At 73.1% G+C, this 15,671-nt stretch carries 13 protein-coding genes; 6 read left to right on the plus strand and 7 right to left on the minus strand.

The genetic code is table 11. The features are described 5' to 3' along the window. Positions 1–7: 7 nt before the first annotated feature. Positions 8–1,876: a sialidase family protein gene (locus tag ABZY20_RS12010; RefSeq protein WP_356440283.1), complete on the minus strand. Its 1,869-nt coding sequence runs from the start codon at positions 1,874–1,876 to the stop codon at positions 8–10. 153 nt (positions 1,877–2,029) lie between these two features. Beyond that, positions 2,030–2,947 (minus strand): zinc-binding dehydrogenase, encoded by a 918-nt coding sequence (locus tag ABZY20_RS12015; RefSeq protein WP_356440286.1) that lies wholly within the window; start codon positions 2,945–2,947, stop codon positions 2,030–2,032. Positions 2,948–3,050: 103 nt separating this feature from the next. On the opposite strand from ABZY20_RS12015, the gene ABZY20_RS12020 reads away from it, so the two are divergent. Continuing rightward, positions 3,051–3,488, plus strand: a complete 438-nt coding sequence (locus tag ABZY20_RS12020; RefSeq protein ID WP_356440288.1) for a MarR family winged helix-turn-helix transcriptional regulator — start codon at positions 3,051–3,053, stop codon at positions 3,486–3,488. Positions 3,489–3,587: 99 nt separating this feature from the next. Here the strand turns inward: ABZY20_RS12020 and fdhD are convergent, their stop codons facing one another. Genes fdhD through ABZY20_RS12045 form a run of 5 tightly spaced genes read right to left on the minus strand, consistent with a single transcriptional unit; the run spans position 3,588 to position 10,071 of the window. After that, positions 3,588–4,475 carry a formate dehydrogenase accessory sulfurtransferase FdhD gene (fdhD, locus tag ABZY20_RS12025; RefSeq protein WP_356440290.1) on the minus strand — a complete coding sequence of 296 codons (888 nt, stop codon included), beginning with the start codon at positions 4,473–4,475 and terminating at the stop codon, positions 3,588–3,590. 7 nt (positions 4,476–4,482) lie between these two features. Continuing rightward, the gene (locus ABZY20_RS12030; RefSeq protein ID WP_356440292.1) at positions 4,483–5,343 is read right to left on the minus strand and encodes a 2Fe-2S iron-sulfur cluster-binding protein; all 861 of its coding nucleotides are present in this window, start codon (positions 5,341–5,343) and stop codon (positions 4,483–4,485) included. Further along, positions 5,340–7,163, minus strand: coding sequence for an NADH-ubiquinone oxidoreductase-F iron-sulfur binding region domain-containing protein (locus ABZY20_RS12035; RefSeq protein WP_356440294.1), 1,824 nt, complete (start codon positions 7,161–7,163; stop codon positions 5,340–5,342). The genes ABZY20_RS12030 and ABZY20_RS12035 overlap by 4 nt, the downstream gene beginning before the upstream one ends. A 6-nt stretch (positions 7,164–7,169) precedes the next feature. Beyond that, the gene (locus ABZY20_RS12040) at positions 7,170–9,089 is read right to left on the minus strand and encodes a molybdopterin-dependent oxidoreductase (RefSeq protein ID WP_356440297.1); all 1,920 of its coding nucleotides are present in this window, start codon (positions 9,087–9,089) and stop codon (positions 7,170–7,172) included. 10 nt (positions 9,090–9,099) lie between these two features. Further along, the gene (locus ABZY20_RS12045; RefSeq protein WP_356440299.1) at positions 9,100–10,071 is read right to left on the minus strand and encodes a 2-dehydropantoate 2-reductase; all 972 of its coding nucleotides are present in this window, start codon (positions 10,069–10,071) and stop codon (positions 9,100–9,102) included. Between the two features lie 219 nt (positions 10,072–10,290). On the opposite strand from ABZY20_RS12045, the gene ABZY20_RS12050 reads away from it, so the two are divergent. The 5 genes from ABZY20_RS12050 to ABZY20_RS12070 all read left to right on the plus strand — a co-directional run bounded on the left by ABZY20_RS12050 (position 10,291) and on the right by ABZY20_RS12070 (position 15,671). Next, entirely contained in the window at positions 10,291–11,631 is a 1,341-nt protein-coding gene (locus tag ABZY20_RS12050; RefSeq protein WP_356440301.1) for an OFA family MFS transporter, read from the plus strand. Then, positions 11,600–11,740: a hypothetical protein gene (locus tag ABZY20_RS12055; protein WP_356440303.1), complete on the plus strand. Its 141-nt coding sequence runs from the start codon at positions 11,600–11,602 to the stop codon at positions 11,738–11,740. The genes ABZY20_RS12050 and ABZY20_RS12055 overlap by 32 nt, the downstream gene beginning before the upstream one ends. Positions 11,741–11,889: 149 nt before the next feature. After that, complete coding sequence (locus tag ABZY20_RS12060; RefSeq protein WP_356440305.1) at positions 11,890–12,828, plus strand: beta-ketoacyl-ACP synthase III; 939 nt, start codon at positions 11,890–11,892, stop codon at positions 12,826–12,828. Positions 12,829–13,109: 281 nt separating this feature from the next. Beyond that, positions 13,110–13,787, plus strand: coding sequence for a GntR family transcriptional regulator (locus ABZY20_RS12065; protein ID WP_356440308.1), 678 nt, complete (start codon positions 13,110–13,112; stop codon positions 13,785–13,787). A 702-nt stretch (positions 13,788–14,489) separates the two neighbouring features. Then, complete coding sequence (locus ABZY20_RS12070; protein ID WP_356440310.1) at positions 14,490–15,671, plus strand: ROK family transcriptional regulator; 1,182 nt, start codon at positions 14,490–14,492, stop codon at positions 15,669–15,671.

Consider the following 15,671-nt stretch of genomic DNA (forward strand, 5'->3'; position numbering starts at 1 on the left):
CGTGACGTTAGTTGCTGCCGCTCACCTGGTCCATGGGGAGCCACAGCACGGTGCCCCGGGAGGCCGCGCCCGGGGCGCCGGACGCCAGCTCCCGGTCGGTCAGGGCGCGGTTCCACACCCGGACCTCGTCGATCGCCCCCGTGAGGAACGCCCGGCTGTCCATGCGCTGCCCGATGTGCACGCCGAAGGGGGAGTTGCGGCTGACCGAGCCCGGCACGTCCGGGGTGCTCAGCGGTGTGCCGTCGAGGAACAGGGTCAGTTGTCCGCCGCCCCGGCGCAGGACCAGGTGGTGCCAGCGGCCGTCGTTGTGGGCTCCGTCGGTCCACACCGAGGCCGTCCGGACGGTCGTCGCGCCCGACCGGGTGGTGACCAGCGCCCGGACCCGGTCGCTCGCCGGTTCTCCGCGCAGCCAGATCTGCGGCTGGGTGCCGCCGATGCCGCCCATCCACAGGAAGGGCTGCTCCCCGGCCGTGGCCGTGTAGCGGAAGAACAGCGAGGCCGTGAAGTCGCCCTCACCCAAACCCAGTTGGGGGCGGTAGGGCAGGCGCACGGCGTCGTCGGCGCCGTCGAAGGACAACGCGCCGCCGCGGACGCCGGCCGTGCGTCCGGCGCCGCCCAGCACGGCTGCGGGCCGGGCGCCCGCGGCGTCCCGGGTGGTCGGGTCGCGGCCCCGGCGCGGCTGGAGCCAGTCCTCGCTGAAGCGCGCGAAGCGGATCTCGTCGCGGGCGTCGACCGCGCCGCCCTCGTACAGCAGGCCCACCGTCGAGGGGCCGGCCACGGCCATGTCGGAGTAGCCGGACCAGTCCCGGGTGACGACCGTGCCCCGGTCCACGCTGTCCCAGGTGCGCCCGCCGTCGTAGGAGGAGCGGATCATCATCGTCCGGCGGCGGTCGGGGTCGGCGGGCGCGGACAGCAGGAGCCGGTCGCCGAGGCGCAGCGTCGCGCCCTGGACCTGCGGGGTGTAGAGGTCCGGCAGGGCGCGGAAGGGCGTGGCGAAGCTGTCGCCGCCGTCCCGGCTGAGGGTCTGGGAGCGGTGGCCCAGGTCGGTGCCGTCCTGCTCGCGGCCGCTGACGAGGACGGCCCCGTCGGCCCGTTCGGTGAGGGTGACTTCGGACGGCTTCTGCCGGAACGTGCCCTCCGGCGCTATCGGCCAGGAGTCCGTGGCGCCGATCCGCCAGTGGTCGCCGCCGTCGTCGCTGACGATGAGCGCCGCGTGGTTGGCGGAGACCCGGCTGCCGTCCCACGTCTCGGTGTTGACGCCGAACACCAGCCGTCCGGCGTGCTTCCCGCGGGTGAGCTGGATGCCGTGCACGGGCCCGGTGGCGTACCAGGAGTTCCAGTGCCCGGGCAGGATCTGGTCGCTCAGGTCGCGCGGCTGGGACCAGGTCCGGCCGTCGTCGTCGCTGTACTGCAGGTGCGGGGTGCGGTCGCAGGGGATGGCGCAGTTGCCGGCGTCCGTGCGGCCCGTGTTGTACGTCTCGGCCAGCAGGATCCGGCCCGTCCTGCGGTCCACGAGGGGCGCCGGGTTGCCGTGTGTGTCGCCCGCGCCCTCGTTGACGACCTGGAGCGGTCCCCAGGTGCGGCCGCCGTCGGTGGAGCGTTTGAGGACGATGTCGATGTCGGCGGCGTCACCGCAGTTGAGGACGCGGCCCTCGGCGAAGGCGAGCAGCGTGCCGGCCGTGGTCCGCACGATCGCCGGGATCCGGAAGCACGCGTAACCGGGGTCCTGGGAGGCCTTGAAGAGGACCTGTTGCTCGAACTCCGGCGTCTGCGGAGCGGGTTGGCCGTGGGCCGGGCCGGACGGCGCCAGGAGCGCCGCCGCGGCGAGAACGGCTGTCAGGGTGGATCTCAGACGGGTGCGAAGACTTGACGGCATGGTGCGACCTGCCCTTCATGCGTCGGTCGGCTGGACCACCGGGGCATGGGAACGGGCGACCGGGGAGCGGTCGTGCGGACAACCGGACATCCCACGTCCCATGTGCGGGCCACAGACGGTACTTGGCTCTCAGAACCCTCACAAGGACCCGCGTCAGGGGATCAGGACGACCTTGCCGAGGTTGGACCGCGCCTCGATCTCCCCGTGCGCCTTCGCCGCGTCCTCCAGGGCGAACTCCCCGTGCACGACGGGCTTGAGCGAGCCGGAGGCGAACAGCCGCCACAGCTCGGTGCGCCACTGCTCGTGCAACTCCGGTCTGCAGCGGGCGACCCGGGCCGTCTGGAACCCGATGACCGACTTGGCGCCCGTCAGCAGGTCGTACGCCTGGACGGCGCCGCCGCCCGAGCTGTACGCCACCAGCCGTCCCCCGGGCACGAGCGCGTGCAGGGCGGGGGTGAGCAGGGCGCCGCCGACCGCGTCGAGGACGTAGTCGACCGGGGTGCCCCAGCTGTCGTCGCCGTAGGTGATGACGTGGTCGGCGCCGAGGCCGCGCACGAAGGCGGCCTTGGCCGGATCGGAGACGGCGCCCACGACGCGTCCGGCGCCGCGCGTCCTGGCCAGCTGCACGGCCAGATGGCCGACGCCGCTCGCCGCTGCGGTGACCAGGGCCGCCTCGCCCGGCTCGGGCCGGGCCGCCTCCAGTGCGCCGAGGGCGACCAGGCCGCTGCGGACCAGGGCGACCGCGTCGACGGCGCCGGCGTCGGCCGGGACCGGTGAGGCCATGGCCTCGTGCAGGAGCGCGAAGTCGGCGTAGCCGTGGCCGCAGCAGAGCCCGGTCACACGGTCGCCCGGGCCGAAACCGGTGACGCCCTCGCCCACGGCGGTGACCTCCCCGGCGATCTCGCCGCCGAGCGGGACCGGCTCCGCCGCCTCCGCGACCTCGCGCACGACCGGGAGGGTGACGCCGATCGCCTCCGCCCGCACCAGCAGTTCCCCGGGGCCGGGCTCGGGGACCGGTGCCTCCTCCACGAACAGGGGGCCGCCTCGGGATTCGTAGCGGACGCGGCGCATCGCACCTCCGGATGTCGTCGGTAGCCCGATGAAGTCGTTGGGGCACCCAACGGTATAGGACGATCATAGGGAGAACCAACGATTCCTTGGTTAGGCTGCGGCCATGTCGGAAGCCCCCCTCCCCGCGATCCGCTCCCTGCCCAGCTGGCTGCTCGGCCGTGCCGCCGCCCGCGGCCGGGCCCTGGTGGCCGAGGCCCTGGCCGAGCAGGACATGCGGATGTGGCACCACGTCGTGCTGTCCGCCGTCCGGGACCTCGGCCCCGTCGCCCAGGCCGACCTGGGCCGCGGGATCCGGCTGGACCCGAAGGACCTGGTCGGCATCCTCAACGACCTGCAGACGGCGGGTCTGGTGGTGCGCGAACCGGACCCGAAGGACCGGCGGAAGAACGCGGTGTCCCTCACCGCCCGGGGAGCCCGGCTGCTGACGCGCTGCGAGCAGGCGGCACGCGCCGCCAACGACGAACTGCTCGCCCCGCTGTCGCACGCCGAACGCGAGCAGTTCATCGGCATGCTGCGGCGCATATCCGGCACGGGCGGCTGAGGCTCCGCGAGAGGGCCGGGCCGAGACGGGGCCCCTGCGGCGCAGGGGGCGCTCCCCGCCGGTCGGGGCCCCGCCGCCGTGTCGCGAGGGGGGACCTGCTCAGCCCTGGGCGGCCGCGGCCCGCAGGGCGATGCGCTCCTCTCCCGCGTACACGTTCATGGAGCTGCCCCGCAGGAAGCCCACCAGCGTCAGGCCCGTCTCGGCGGCCAGGTCCACCGCCAGCGAGGACGGCGCCGACACCGCCGCCAGGACCGGGATACCGGCCATCACGGCCTTCTGCGCCAGCTCGAAGGAGGCCCGCCCCGAGACCAGCAGGACCGTCCGCGACAGCGGCAGGTCCCCGTTCTGCAGGGCGCGGCCGACCAGCTTGTCGACCGCGTTGTGCCGGCCCACGTCCTCCCGGACGTCCAGCAGCTCGCCCTCCTCGGAGAACAGGGCCGCCGCGTGCAGCCCACCGGTCCGGTCGAAGACCCGCTGGGCCGCGCGCAGCCGGCCGGGCAGGTCCGCCAGCAGCTCGGGGGTGAGCCGGACCGGCGGAGTGTCGGCGACGGGCCAGCGGGCCGTGGTGCGCACCGCGTCCAGCGACGCCTTGCCGCACAGACCGCAGGAGGACGTCGTGTAGACGTTCCGCTCCAGCGTGATGTCGGGGATCACCACGTCCGGGGCCGTCTGCACGTCGACCACGTTGTACGTGTTCGAGCCTCCCCCAAGCTCTCGGCTTCGATCGAGCAGGGAGGTGCCCCCACCGGTGGCCCCGGCGCAGTAGACGATGTTCCTGAGGTCCTGCTGCCCGCCCAGCACGCCCTCGCTCACCAGGAAGCCCGCCGCCAGCGCGAAGTCGTCGCCCGGGGTGCGCATGGTGATCGCCAGGGGCTTGCCGTTCAGCCGGATCTCCAGGGGTTCCTCGGCGACGAGCGTGTCCGGGCGGCTGGAGACCGCCCCGTCCCGGATGCGGAGCACCTTGCGTCGTTCCGTGACTCGTCCCATGTCCTGATCAGTCCCGGTTCTGTATGTGCTGGTAGCCGAAGCGGCCCTTGATGCAGAGGTTGCCGTGGGTCACCGGGTTGTCGTGCGGCGAGGTGACCTTGACGATCTCATTGTCCTGCACGTGCAGCGTCAGGTTGCAGCCCACTCCGCAGTACGCGCACACCGTGGTCGTCTCCGTCTGCCGCGACTCGTCCCAGGTACCCGCCGCGCGCATGTCGAACTCCGACTTGAAGGACAGCGCTCCCGTGGGGCACACCTCGATGCAGTTGCCGCAGTACACGCATGCCGACTCGGTCAGCGGCGCGTCGTGCTCGACGGCGATCCGGGCGTCGAAACCGCGTCCGGCGACCGAGATCGCGAAGGTGTTCTGCCACTGGTCGCCGCAGGCGTCGACGCACTTGTAGCAGAGGATGCACTTGCCGTAGTCGCGCACGTACAGGTCGTTGTCGATCCGCGGCTCCTCGCCGAGCCGGGCCGCGTCCGGGCCGAAGCGGTCCGGCTCGGCCTCGTAGTCCTTGAGCCACTCGGCGACCCGGGGCGTGGTCGACAGGTCGACGCAGGACGCGAGGAGTTCGAGGACGACCTTGCGGCTGTGCCGGGCCCGCTCGGTGCCGGTGCGGACCTCCATGCCCGGCTCGGCCTTGCGGGAGCAGGCCGGGACCAGGGTGCGGGCCCCCTCGACCTCGACGACACACACCCGGCAGGCGTTCTTCGGCCGCAGGGTGTCGCCCTCGCACAGGGTCGGGATGTCCTTGCCCGCCGCCCGGCAGGCGTCGAGGATCGTCGAGCCCTCGGTGACCCGGGCCGTCTCGCCGTCGAGCGTGAACTCCAGCAGCCGGCGCGGGATCCCCAGCGGTGTGACGGTCATGCGTACGCCCCCAGACGGTCGATGGCGGATTCCACGGCGTTCCACGCGGTCTGCCCCAGACCGCAGATCGAGGCGTCCCGCATCGCACGGCCGATCTCCCTGAGCAGCGCGATGTCGTCCGCTGCGGCGGCACCCGTACGCTCGGCGATCCGGTGCAGCGCCTCCTCCTGCCGCACGGTCCCGACCCGGCAGGGCACGCACTGCCCGCACGACTCGTCGCGGAAGAACTCCGCGATGCGCAGCAGCAGCCGGGGCAGGGGCACGCTGTCGTCGAAGGCCATCACCACCCCCGAGCCGAGCGTCGTGCCGGCCTCGCGCGTCCCCTCGAAGGTGAGCGGGATGTCCAGCTCGTCGGCCCGGACGAAACCGCCCGCCGCGCCGCCGAGCAGCACCGCCCGCAGCCCGTCCCGCACCCCGGCGAGCGCCAGCACCTCACCCAGCGTCGCCCCGAACGGCACCTCGTACACACCGGGCCGGTCCACCGCCCCCGAGACGCAGAACAGCTTCGGCCCGGTCGAGCGCCCGGTGCCGATCGCGGCGTACGCGGGGGCGCCCATCGTCAGGATCGGCAGGACGTTGACCAGGGTCTCCACGTTGTTCTCGACCGTCGGCTTGCCGAACAGGCCCTTCTCCACGGGGAACGGCGGCTTCGAGCGGGGCTCGCCCCGGTAGCCCTCGATGGAGTTGAACAGGGCCGTCTCCTCACCGCAGATGTAGGCGCCCGCGCCGCGCCGGATCTCGATGTCGAAGGCGTACCCCTGCCCGAGGACGTCCCCGCCGAGCAGGCCCCGGGCGCGGGCCTGCGCGAGGGCGTGCTCCAGGCGGCGCAGGGCGCGCGGGTACTCGCCGCGCAGGTACAGGTAGCCCTGGTGGGCGCCGGTCGCGTACCCGGCGATCGTCATGGCCTCGATCAGCGCGTACGGGTCGCCCTCCATCAGCACCCGGTCCTTGAAGGTGCCGGGCTCGGACTCGTCGGCGTTGCAGACCAGGTAGTGCGGGCGGTCCGGCCGGGACGCCGTGGCCTGCCACTTGCGGCCGGTGGGGAAGGCCGCGCCGCCGCGTCCGACCAGGCCCGAGTCGGTGACCTCGCGGATGACGCCCGCCGGGCCCAGCTCGAAGGCCCGGCGCAGCGCCGTGCAGCCGCCGTGGGCGCGGTAGTCGTCGAGGGACGCCGGGTCGACGACGCCGACGCGGTGCAGCAGCATCAGGCCGTCCTGCCCGGCCTGGGGCACCGCCCGCGCGGCCGGGGGCTCCTCGGGCGCCGAGTCCGGGGCGCTCGCCGCGAGGACGGCCTCCTCGACGGTCGCGGGTGCGGACACCGCCGTACGGACCGGGTCCCCGGCTCTGATCGCGAGCGCCGCCGGGGCCCGTTCGCACAGGCCCAGGCAGGGTCCGCGCTGCACGCTCACCCCGCTGCCGGGGCCCAGCCGCTCCTCGACCCCGGCGCACAGCTCCGGTGCCCCGGCCGCCGCGCACGCCAGGTCCGTGCACACGTGCAGCACGGTCGCCGGACGTGGCTTGACGGAGAACATCGCGTAGAAGGTGGCGACCCCGTACGCCTCCGCCGGTGGCACCGTCAGCCGCCGGCACAGGTAGCCGAGGGCGCCGTCGCTGATCCAGCCGACCCGGTCGTTGATCGCGTGCAGCCCCGGCAGCAGCAGGTCGCGGCGGTCCCGGGCCTCGCGTCCGCCCCGGGCCCACCTGAGATCGGCATCGGAGCGGTCGGCGCCCTCCCAGGAGGACTCCGGGGGCCCGAGCAGGGCGTCCACGGCCGCCCGTTCGTCGTCCGTCGGTTTGCTGTCGCCGAAGTGCAGGTCCACGGTGCGTCACCCCACGATGGTCGCGATGGGCAGCTTCTCGATCCGGATCGCCGACGCCTTGAACTCCGCCGTCCCCGCGATCGGGCAGTTCGCCTCGATCGTCAGGGCGTTGGTGTCCACCTCGTCCGGGAAGTGCATGGTCATGAAGGCGAGCCCGGGCCGCAGCGCGGGGTCCACCCACACCGGCGCGGTCACCGACCCGCGCCGCGAGGTCACCCCCACCCGCTCGCCGACCACCACGCCGTAGCGCTCGGCGTCCTCCGGGGACAGCTCGATGTACTCGCCGCGCCGCAGCGGGGAGGCGTAACCGCCGCTCTGCACACCGGTGTTGTAGGAATCGAGGCGCCGCCCGGTGGTGAGCCGGATGGGGTACCGCTCGTCGGTGAGGTCCACCGGCGGGTCGTGCCGCACGATCCCGAACGGCGCGAGCCGCCCGCGCCGCGCGGGGTCGGGGTCCCACAACCGGCCGTGCAGGTACGTCGGTTCGAGCCCGTCGGTGCTGGGGCAGGGCCACTGGATGCCCTGGTGCTCCTCCAGGCGCTCGTAGGTCATGCCGTGGTGGTCGGGGGAGAGCGACCGCAGCTCGTTCCACACGGTCTCGGCGTCGGCGTACTTCCAGTCGTGGCCGAGGCGGGCGGCGAGGTCGCAGAGGATGCCGATGTCCTCGCGGGCCTCGCCGGGCGGGGTGACGGCCCTGCGTACGCGCTGGACCCGGCGCTCGCTGTTGGTGGTGGTGCCCTCGGTCTCCGCCCAGCCGGCCGTGGCGGGCAGCACGACGTCCGCGAGCTCGGCGGTCCTCGTCAGGAAGATGTCCTGCACGACGAGGAAGTCGAGCGCCTTCAGCCGGCGTACGGCCTGCTCGCTGTCGGCCTCCGACTGGGCCGGGTTCTCGCCGATGCAGTAGACGGCCTTGAGCGTGCCGTCCTCCATCGCCTCGAACATCTCGGTGAGGTTCAGGCCGTAGTGCGGCTGGATGACCGTGTCCCAGGCCGACTCGAACTTCCGCCGGGTGCCGGGGTCGAGGATGTCCTGGAAGCCGGGCAGGCGGTTGGGGATCGCGCCCATGTCGCCGCCGCCCTGCACGTTGTTCTGCCCGCGCAGCGGCTGCAGGCCCGAGCCCCAGCGGCCGACGTGCCCGGTGAGCAGCGACAGGTTGATCAGGGCACGGACATTGTCGGTGCCGTTGTGGTGCTCGGTGATGCCGAGCGTCCAGCACAACTGGGCGCGCTCGGCCCGGGCGTAGGCGTGCGCCAGCTGCCGTATCGCCGCGGCCGGGACGCCCGTCACCTTCTCGGCGAGCGACAGCGTCCACGGCTCGACCAGGGCCCTGTACTCCTCGAAGCCGGTGGTGGCCCGCGCGACGAACGCCTCGTTGACGAGCCCCGCGTGGATGATCTCGCGGCCGATCGCGTGCGCCATCGGGATGTCCGTGCCGACGTTGAGGCCCAGCCAGCTCTCCGCCCACTCGGCGGTCGAGGTGCGGCGCGGATCGACCGCGTACATCCGGGCGCCGTTCCTGATGCCCTTCAGCACGTGCTGGAAGAAGATCGGGTGCGCGAAGCGGGCGTTGGAGCCCCACATCACGATGACGTCGGTGTGCTCGATCTCCTCGTACGACGACGTCCCGCCGCCCGAGCCGAACGCCGCCGACAGGCCCGCCACGCTCGGGGCGTGGCAGGTGCGGTTGCAGGAGTCGACGTTGTGGGTGCCCATGACGACCCGGGCGAACTTCTGCGCCACGTAGTTCATCTCGTTGGTGGCGCGGGCGCAGGAGAACAGGCCGAAGGCGCCGCGGTGGCGCTCCAGCCCCCGGGCGGCCCGGTCCAGCGCCTCCTCCCAGCTCGCCCGCCGGAAGGGCTGGTCGCGGGAGTCCCGGACCAGCGGGTGCGTCAGCCGGGTGTAGGTCTTCGGTTGCCGCTTCCTCATAGGGTGCTCCTCATGCGGCGCTCCTCAGCGCGAGCAGGTCCGAGAGGGCGTGCACGGTGCGCAGGGTGGGCACCTCCACGCCGGTGATCTCCGCCAGTTCGACGACCGCCGCGAGCAGCACGTCGAGTTCGAGCGGTCTGCCGCGCTCCAGGTCCTGGAGCGTGGAGGTGCGGTGGTCGCCGACCCGCTCGGCGCCCGCGAGGCGGCGCTCGACGGAGACGCCGACCTCGCAGCCCAGGGCCTCGGCGACCGCGAGCGTCTCGGTCATCATGATCTCGATGACCCGGCGGGTGCCGCCGTGCAGGCACATCTGCCGCATGGTGGCGCGGGCCAGCGCGCTGATCGGGTTGAAGGAGATGTTGCCGAGCAGCTTGACCCAGATGTCGCTGCGCAGCTCGGTCTCCACGGGGCACTTCAGGCCGCCCGCCCGCATGGCCTCGCTGAAGGCGAGACAGCGGGCCGAGCGGCTGCGGTCGGGCTCCCCGACGGAGAAGCGCGTGCCCTCCAAGTGCCGCACGACGCCCGGGCCCTCCAGCTCGGTCGCCGCGTAGACGACGCATCCGACGGCCCGTTCGGGCGCGAGCACCGCACTGACCGCGCCGTCCGGGTCCACGCTCTCGACGCGGTGGCCGTCGTAGGGGCCGCCGTGCCGGTGGAAGTACCACCAGGGGATGCCGTTCTGGGCGGCCACGACCGCCGTCGTGTCGTGCAGCAGGGGTGCGATCAGCGGCCCGCACGCCGCGTACGCGTGGGCCTTCAGGCCCAGGAAGACGTAGTCGGCCGGGCCCACTCGGGACGGGTCGTCGGTGGCGTGCGGGTGCGCGGTGAAGTCGCCGCGCGGGCTGCGCACCCGCACTCCATGGTGCCTCATGGCCGCCAGATGCGGTCCACGGGCGATGAGATGCACCTCGGCGCCCGCGCGGTGGAGCGCGGCGCCGACGTAGGCGCCGATGGCACCGGCGCCGAGAACTGCGACTTTCACGGGAACACTCCGTTCGGTTCGAGGGATACCGCGGAGGTGCGTGCGGCCGGCTCCCGGCCGGTGCACGCCTTGTGTCGACGAAATATTGTCTACAGTATGGAGGTTGGGGCGGCAAGACTCCGCGCACCGACCGTTCGCCGCATCCTGGATACCGTTCACCGCATACGGTCGACCGGTCGCCTTCTCAACTCCCGCACGGATGCCTACCGTCCGGGGTTCATGAGTCCCCCCGTCGCACCCGCGGGCTGGAGCCGCTGGCTCGTTCCGCCCGCCGCTCTCTCCGTACACCTCTCCATCGGCCAGGCCTACGCCTGGAGCGTGTTCAAACCGCCCCTGGAGTCCGCGCTCGGCCTCAGCGGCACGCAGAGCGCGCTCCCCTTCCAGCTGGGCATCGTCATGCTGGGCCTGTCCGCCGCGTTCGGCGGCACGCTGGTCGAGCGCAACGGCCCGCGCTGGGCGATGACCGTCGCCCTGGTCTGCTTCTCGTCCGGCTTCCTGCTCTCCGCGCTGGGCGCGTTCTGGGAGCAGTACTGGCTGATCGTCCTCGGCTACGGCTTCGTCGGCGGCATCGGTCTCGGCATCGGCTACATCTCGCCCGTCTCCACGCTCATCAAGTGGTTCCCGGACCGGCCCGGCACGGCCACCGGCATCGCCATCATGGGCTTCGGCGGCGGCGCGCTCATCGCCTCGCCCTGGTCGGCGCGGATGCTCGACTCGTTCGGGTCCGACAGCTCCGGCATCGCCCTCGCCTTCCTGGTGCACGGCCTGACGTACGCGGTCTTCATGCTGCTGGGCGTGCTGCTGGTGCGGGTGCCGCGGAGCAGCGCCCCCGAGGCGCGCGGACCCGCGGCGGCACAGGCCCCCGCCGGCCCGCGGGTCTCCGCCGACCAGGCCCTGCGCACCCCGCAGTTCTGGTGCCTGTGGATCGTGCTCTGCACCAACGTCACCGCCGGCATCGGCATCCTGGAGAAGGCCGCGCCGATGATCACGGACTTCTTCGCGGACACCTCCACCCCGGTGTCGGTGACGGCCGCCGCCGGTTTCGTCGCGCTGCTGTCCGCGGCCAACATGGCGGGCCGCATCGGCTGGTCGTCGACGTCCGACCTGATCGGCCGCAAGAACATCTACCGCGTCTACCTGGGCGCCGGCGCCCTGATGTACGCCCTCATCGCCCTGTTCGGCGACTCCTCCAAACCGCTGTTCGTGCTGTGCGCGCTGGTCATCCTCTCCTTCTACGGCGGCGGCTTCGCCACGGTCCCGGCGTATCTGAAGGACCTGTTCGGCACCTACCAGGTCGGCGCCATCCACGGGCGGCTGCTCACCGCCTGGTCCACCGCGGGGGTCCTCGGGCCGCTCATCGTGAACTGGATCGCCGACCGGCAGGAGGAGGCCGGCCGGCACGGCGCGTCCCTGTACGGACTGTCCTTCGTCATCATGATCGGGCTGCTCGTCGTCGGCTTCGCCGCCAACGAACTGGTCCGGCCCGTCGCTCAGCGTCACCACGTCCCGGCACCGAAGGAGGCCGCCCATGTCGAACGACAGCAGCCAGAGTCCGCCTAGCCCCGACCGCCGCTGGCTGATCGCCTTCGCCTGGGCCTGGGTGGGCCTGCCGCTCGCCTACGGCCTGTACGAGCTGGTCCGCAAGGCGACGCAGCTGTTCACCGGGTAGCGGCCCGACAGGTGTCCGGGCGTCCGCGGTGCTGACCGAAGCTGACAACCCAGGCGCCGGAATCCTGTCACGTTGCCTGCCGTCGTACCCGTGAGTCACTGATCAGACTGGTGGATCCGCTACTCAAGGCAACGAGGGGGACCCACCCGATGAACGGCTCGCGCATCACCGCCGTCGGCCACTACCAGCCCGCCAAAGTGCTCACCAACGAGGACCTGGCGGGTGTGGTGGACACCAGTGACGAGTGGATCAGGAGCCGGGTGGGCATCCGCACCCGTCACATCGCCGGACCCGACGAGCCGGTCGACGAGCTGGCCGCGCACGCCGCCGCCAAGGCCCTGGCCGCGGCCGGACTGACCCCGGCCGACATCGACCTGGTGCTGGTCGCCACCTCCACCGCCGTCGACCGCTCGCCCAACACCGCCGCCCGGGTCGCGGCCCGCCTCGGCATGCCCGGGCCCGCCACCATGGACCTCAACGTGGTGTGCGCCGGCTTCACCCACGCCCTGGCCACCGCCGACCACGCCGTCCGCGCGGGGGGCGCGGCCCGGGCGCTGGTCATCGGGGCGGACAAGATGTCCGAGGTGACCGACTGGAGCGACCGCACGACCTGCGTGCTCGTCGGCGACGGCGCCGGGGCGGCCGTGGTGGAGGCGTCCCGCGAGCAGGGCATAGGGCCGGTGCTGTGGGGCTCGGTGCCCGAGATGGGGCACGCGGTGCGCATCGAGGGCACCCCGCCGCGCTTCGCCCAGGAGGGGCAGAGCGTCTACCGCTGGGCCACCACGCAGCTGCCGCCCATCGCGCGCCGGGCCTGCGAGCGGGCCGGTCTCGAGCCGGCCGACCTCGCCGGGGTCGTGCTGCACCAGGCCAACCTGCGCATCATCGAGCCCCTCGCCGAGAAGATCGGCGCCGTCAACGCGGTCGTCGCCCGCGACGTCACCGAGTCCGGCAACACCTCGGCGGCGAGCATCCCGCTGGCGCTGTCCAAGCTGGTCGAGCAGGGCGCGATCACCACCGGCGACCCGGTCCTGCTGTTCGGCTTCGGCGGCAACCTGTCGTACGCGGGTCAGGTCGTGCGCTGCCCCTGAGCGGAGGGGCGGTGTCACGGGGGGTGGTGTGACGGGGGGTGGTGTGACGAGGGGGCGGGCTGACGGGGGGCGGTGTGACGAAGGGGGCCGGCTGACGGGGGGCGGTGTACGAGGGGCGAGTCCCCGCAAGCCTGGCGGCGGTGTCACGGGGGCGACTCCCCGCAAGCCCGGCACCGGTGCGCCGTAGACTGTAGACGAAAGACAATCGATACTGACTCTGCGGCGACACGACACCGGCTTCCGCCGCGCTGTGCACGGCCCTGCCGAGGAGGGGGACCGCGATGCTGTCGACAGGCCTGCCCCAAGGGGCGGTACCCAAGCTGGAACGCCCGGGTCCGCTGCGCGACCGTGTCTACGAGGCACTGCTCGAACTCATCACGACCAGGGCCCTCCAGCCCGGCCAGCACCTCGTGGAGAGCGAACTCGCCGGGCATCTCGGCGTCTCACGGCAGCCCGTGCGCGAGGCGCTGCAGCGGCTCAACACCGAGGGGTGGGTCGATCTGCGGCCCGCCCAGGGCGCGTTCGTGCACGAGCCGACGGAGGAGGAGGCCGACCAGCTCCTCACGGTCCGCACGCTCCTGGAGGCCGAGGCGGCCCGGCTCGCGGCCGCCAACGCCGACAGCGCCGGCATCTCCGCCCTCGAAGCGCTGTGCGCGGAGGGCGAGAAGGCCGTGGAGGCCGACGACGTCGACGGTGCCGTCGCCATGAACGCCCGCTTCCACGCCAAGATCATGGAGCTGGCCGGCAACGCGGTCCTCGCCGAACTCGCCGCCCAGGTCGACCGCCGTGTGCGCTGGTACTACACGCCGGTGGCCCGCCAGCGCGGCCACCAGTCCTGGATCGAGCACCGCGAACTGATCGCCGCGGTCACCGACCGGGACGAGCAGCGGGCCACCCGGCTGATGCGTGAACACACCGAGCACACCCGGCGTTCGTACCACGCGCGGACGCGCTCGTAGCCTCTCGTCCGGCCGTCGGCGCCGCCCGGGTTCGCGCTTCCGGGTTCGCGCCTCCGGGTTCGCGCCTCCGGGTTCGCTCCGAGTCCGCGCCGTCCGGCTCCGGGTCGTCCGGGTTCGCGCCGTCCGGCCGTAGCGCCGCGTCGGCGGCGGACTCCTCCTCACGGGCGACCAGCGCGCCGCCGTCCTCATCGGCGCCGCCCATCGGGACCTTCCGTCCGGACGGCGGTCCGTCGAGGGATTCGTCCGGACGGGGACCGGTCCGTCGAGGGCTTCCGTCCGGACGGGGACCGGTCCGTCGAGGACTTCCGTCCGGACCGGCGCCCAGGCGCGGCCCGCGCGGTCCGGGCGGTCCGCGCCGTGACTCGCTCCGCGGACGGAGCCCGACCGCACGGCCCCGACCGCACGGCCCGGACCGGGCGTGGCCGGCCTCCTCCGCCGGGATGCCCGGCCCTCCGGCACCTGCCGGGGGTGACATGAACTCACGCCCGCCCGGCCCAAGGCCCGTTCACGGTCGACGACCTCCCGGGTGAGGCCCGCAACCCGGTCTTTGTCCTCTCAGTGGAAAAAGTGGAGGGCAATTCCTGCGCGACTTCTTCCCACTCCCGGCAGCCGCTGCTACGTTCCCTCCGAAAGCAAGCCACCGCGGTGGCGTGAAACCGGCGCGCACAGGCCGATCAAGGCGGGGAGGGGCTCGTGAGACGGATGACCGCACGACCCGGGAACGCCCATCAGGCCCGACTGCTCAAGCTGCTGCGCGACGGTGGCCCCAACTCCCGCGCCCAGCTGGGCGACCAGGTCGACCTCTCGCGTTCCAAACTGGCCGTGGAGGTGGACCGGCTGCTGGAGACGGGGCTGGTCGTGGCCGACGGACTCGCCGCCTCGCGCGGCGGGCGCCGCTCCCACAACATCCGGCTCAACCCCGAACTGCGCTTCCTCGGCGTCGACATCGGCGCGACCTCGGTCGACGTCGCCGTCACCAACGCCGAGCTGGAGACCCTCGGGCACATCAACCACCCCATGGACGTGCGCGAAGGCCCGGTCGCGGTCTTCGAGCAGGTCCTGGCCATGGCCGCGAAGCTGAGGGCCTCCGGGCTCGCGGAGGGGTTCGACGGCGCCGGCATCGGTGTCCCGGGCCCGGTCCGCTTCCCCGAGGGCATCCCGGTGGCACCGCCGATCATGCCCGGCTGGGACGGCTTCCCCGTGCGGGAGGCGCTCAGCCAGGAGCTCGGCTGCCCGGTCATGGTCGACAACGACGTGAACCTGATGGCGATGGGGGAGCAGCACGCGGGCGTCGCCCGCACCGTCGGCGACTTCCTCTGCGTCAAGATCGGCACCGGCATCGGCTGCGGCATCGTCGTCGGCGGTGAGGTCTACCGCGGTACGACGGGCAGCGCCGGCGACATCGGGCACATCCAGGCCGTCCCCGACGGCCGCCCGTGCGCCTGCGGAAACCGGGGCTGCCTGGAGGCCCACTTCAGCGGGGCGGCCCTGGCCCGCGACGCCATGGAGGCCGCCCAGCAGGGGCTTTCGGCCGAGCTGGCCTCGCGGCTGGAGACGAACGGCGGTCTGACCGCCGTCGACGTCGCCGCCGCGGCCGCCGCCGGTGACGCCACCGCCCTGGAGCTGATCCGCGAGGGCGGCAACCGCACCGGCCAGGTCATCGCCGGCCTGGTCAGCTTCTTCAACCCGGGCCTGGTGGTGATCGGCGGCGGGGTGACCGGCCTCGGCCACACCCTGCTCGCCGCGATCCGCACCCAGGTCTACCGCCAGTCGCTGCCCCTGGCGACCGGCAATCTGCCCATCGTCCTGGGCGAGTTGGGACCCGCCGCCGGTGTCACCGGCGCGGCCCGGCTCATCAGCGACCACCTGTTCTCACCCGCGTAG

This window comes from Streptomyces sp. NPDC006624 (assembly GCF_040611555.1).
Lineage (GTDB): Bacteria > Actinomycetota > Actinomycetes > Streptomycetales > Streptomycetaceae > Streptomyces.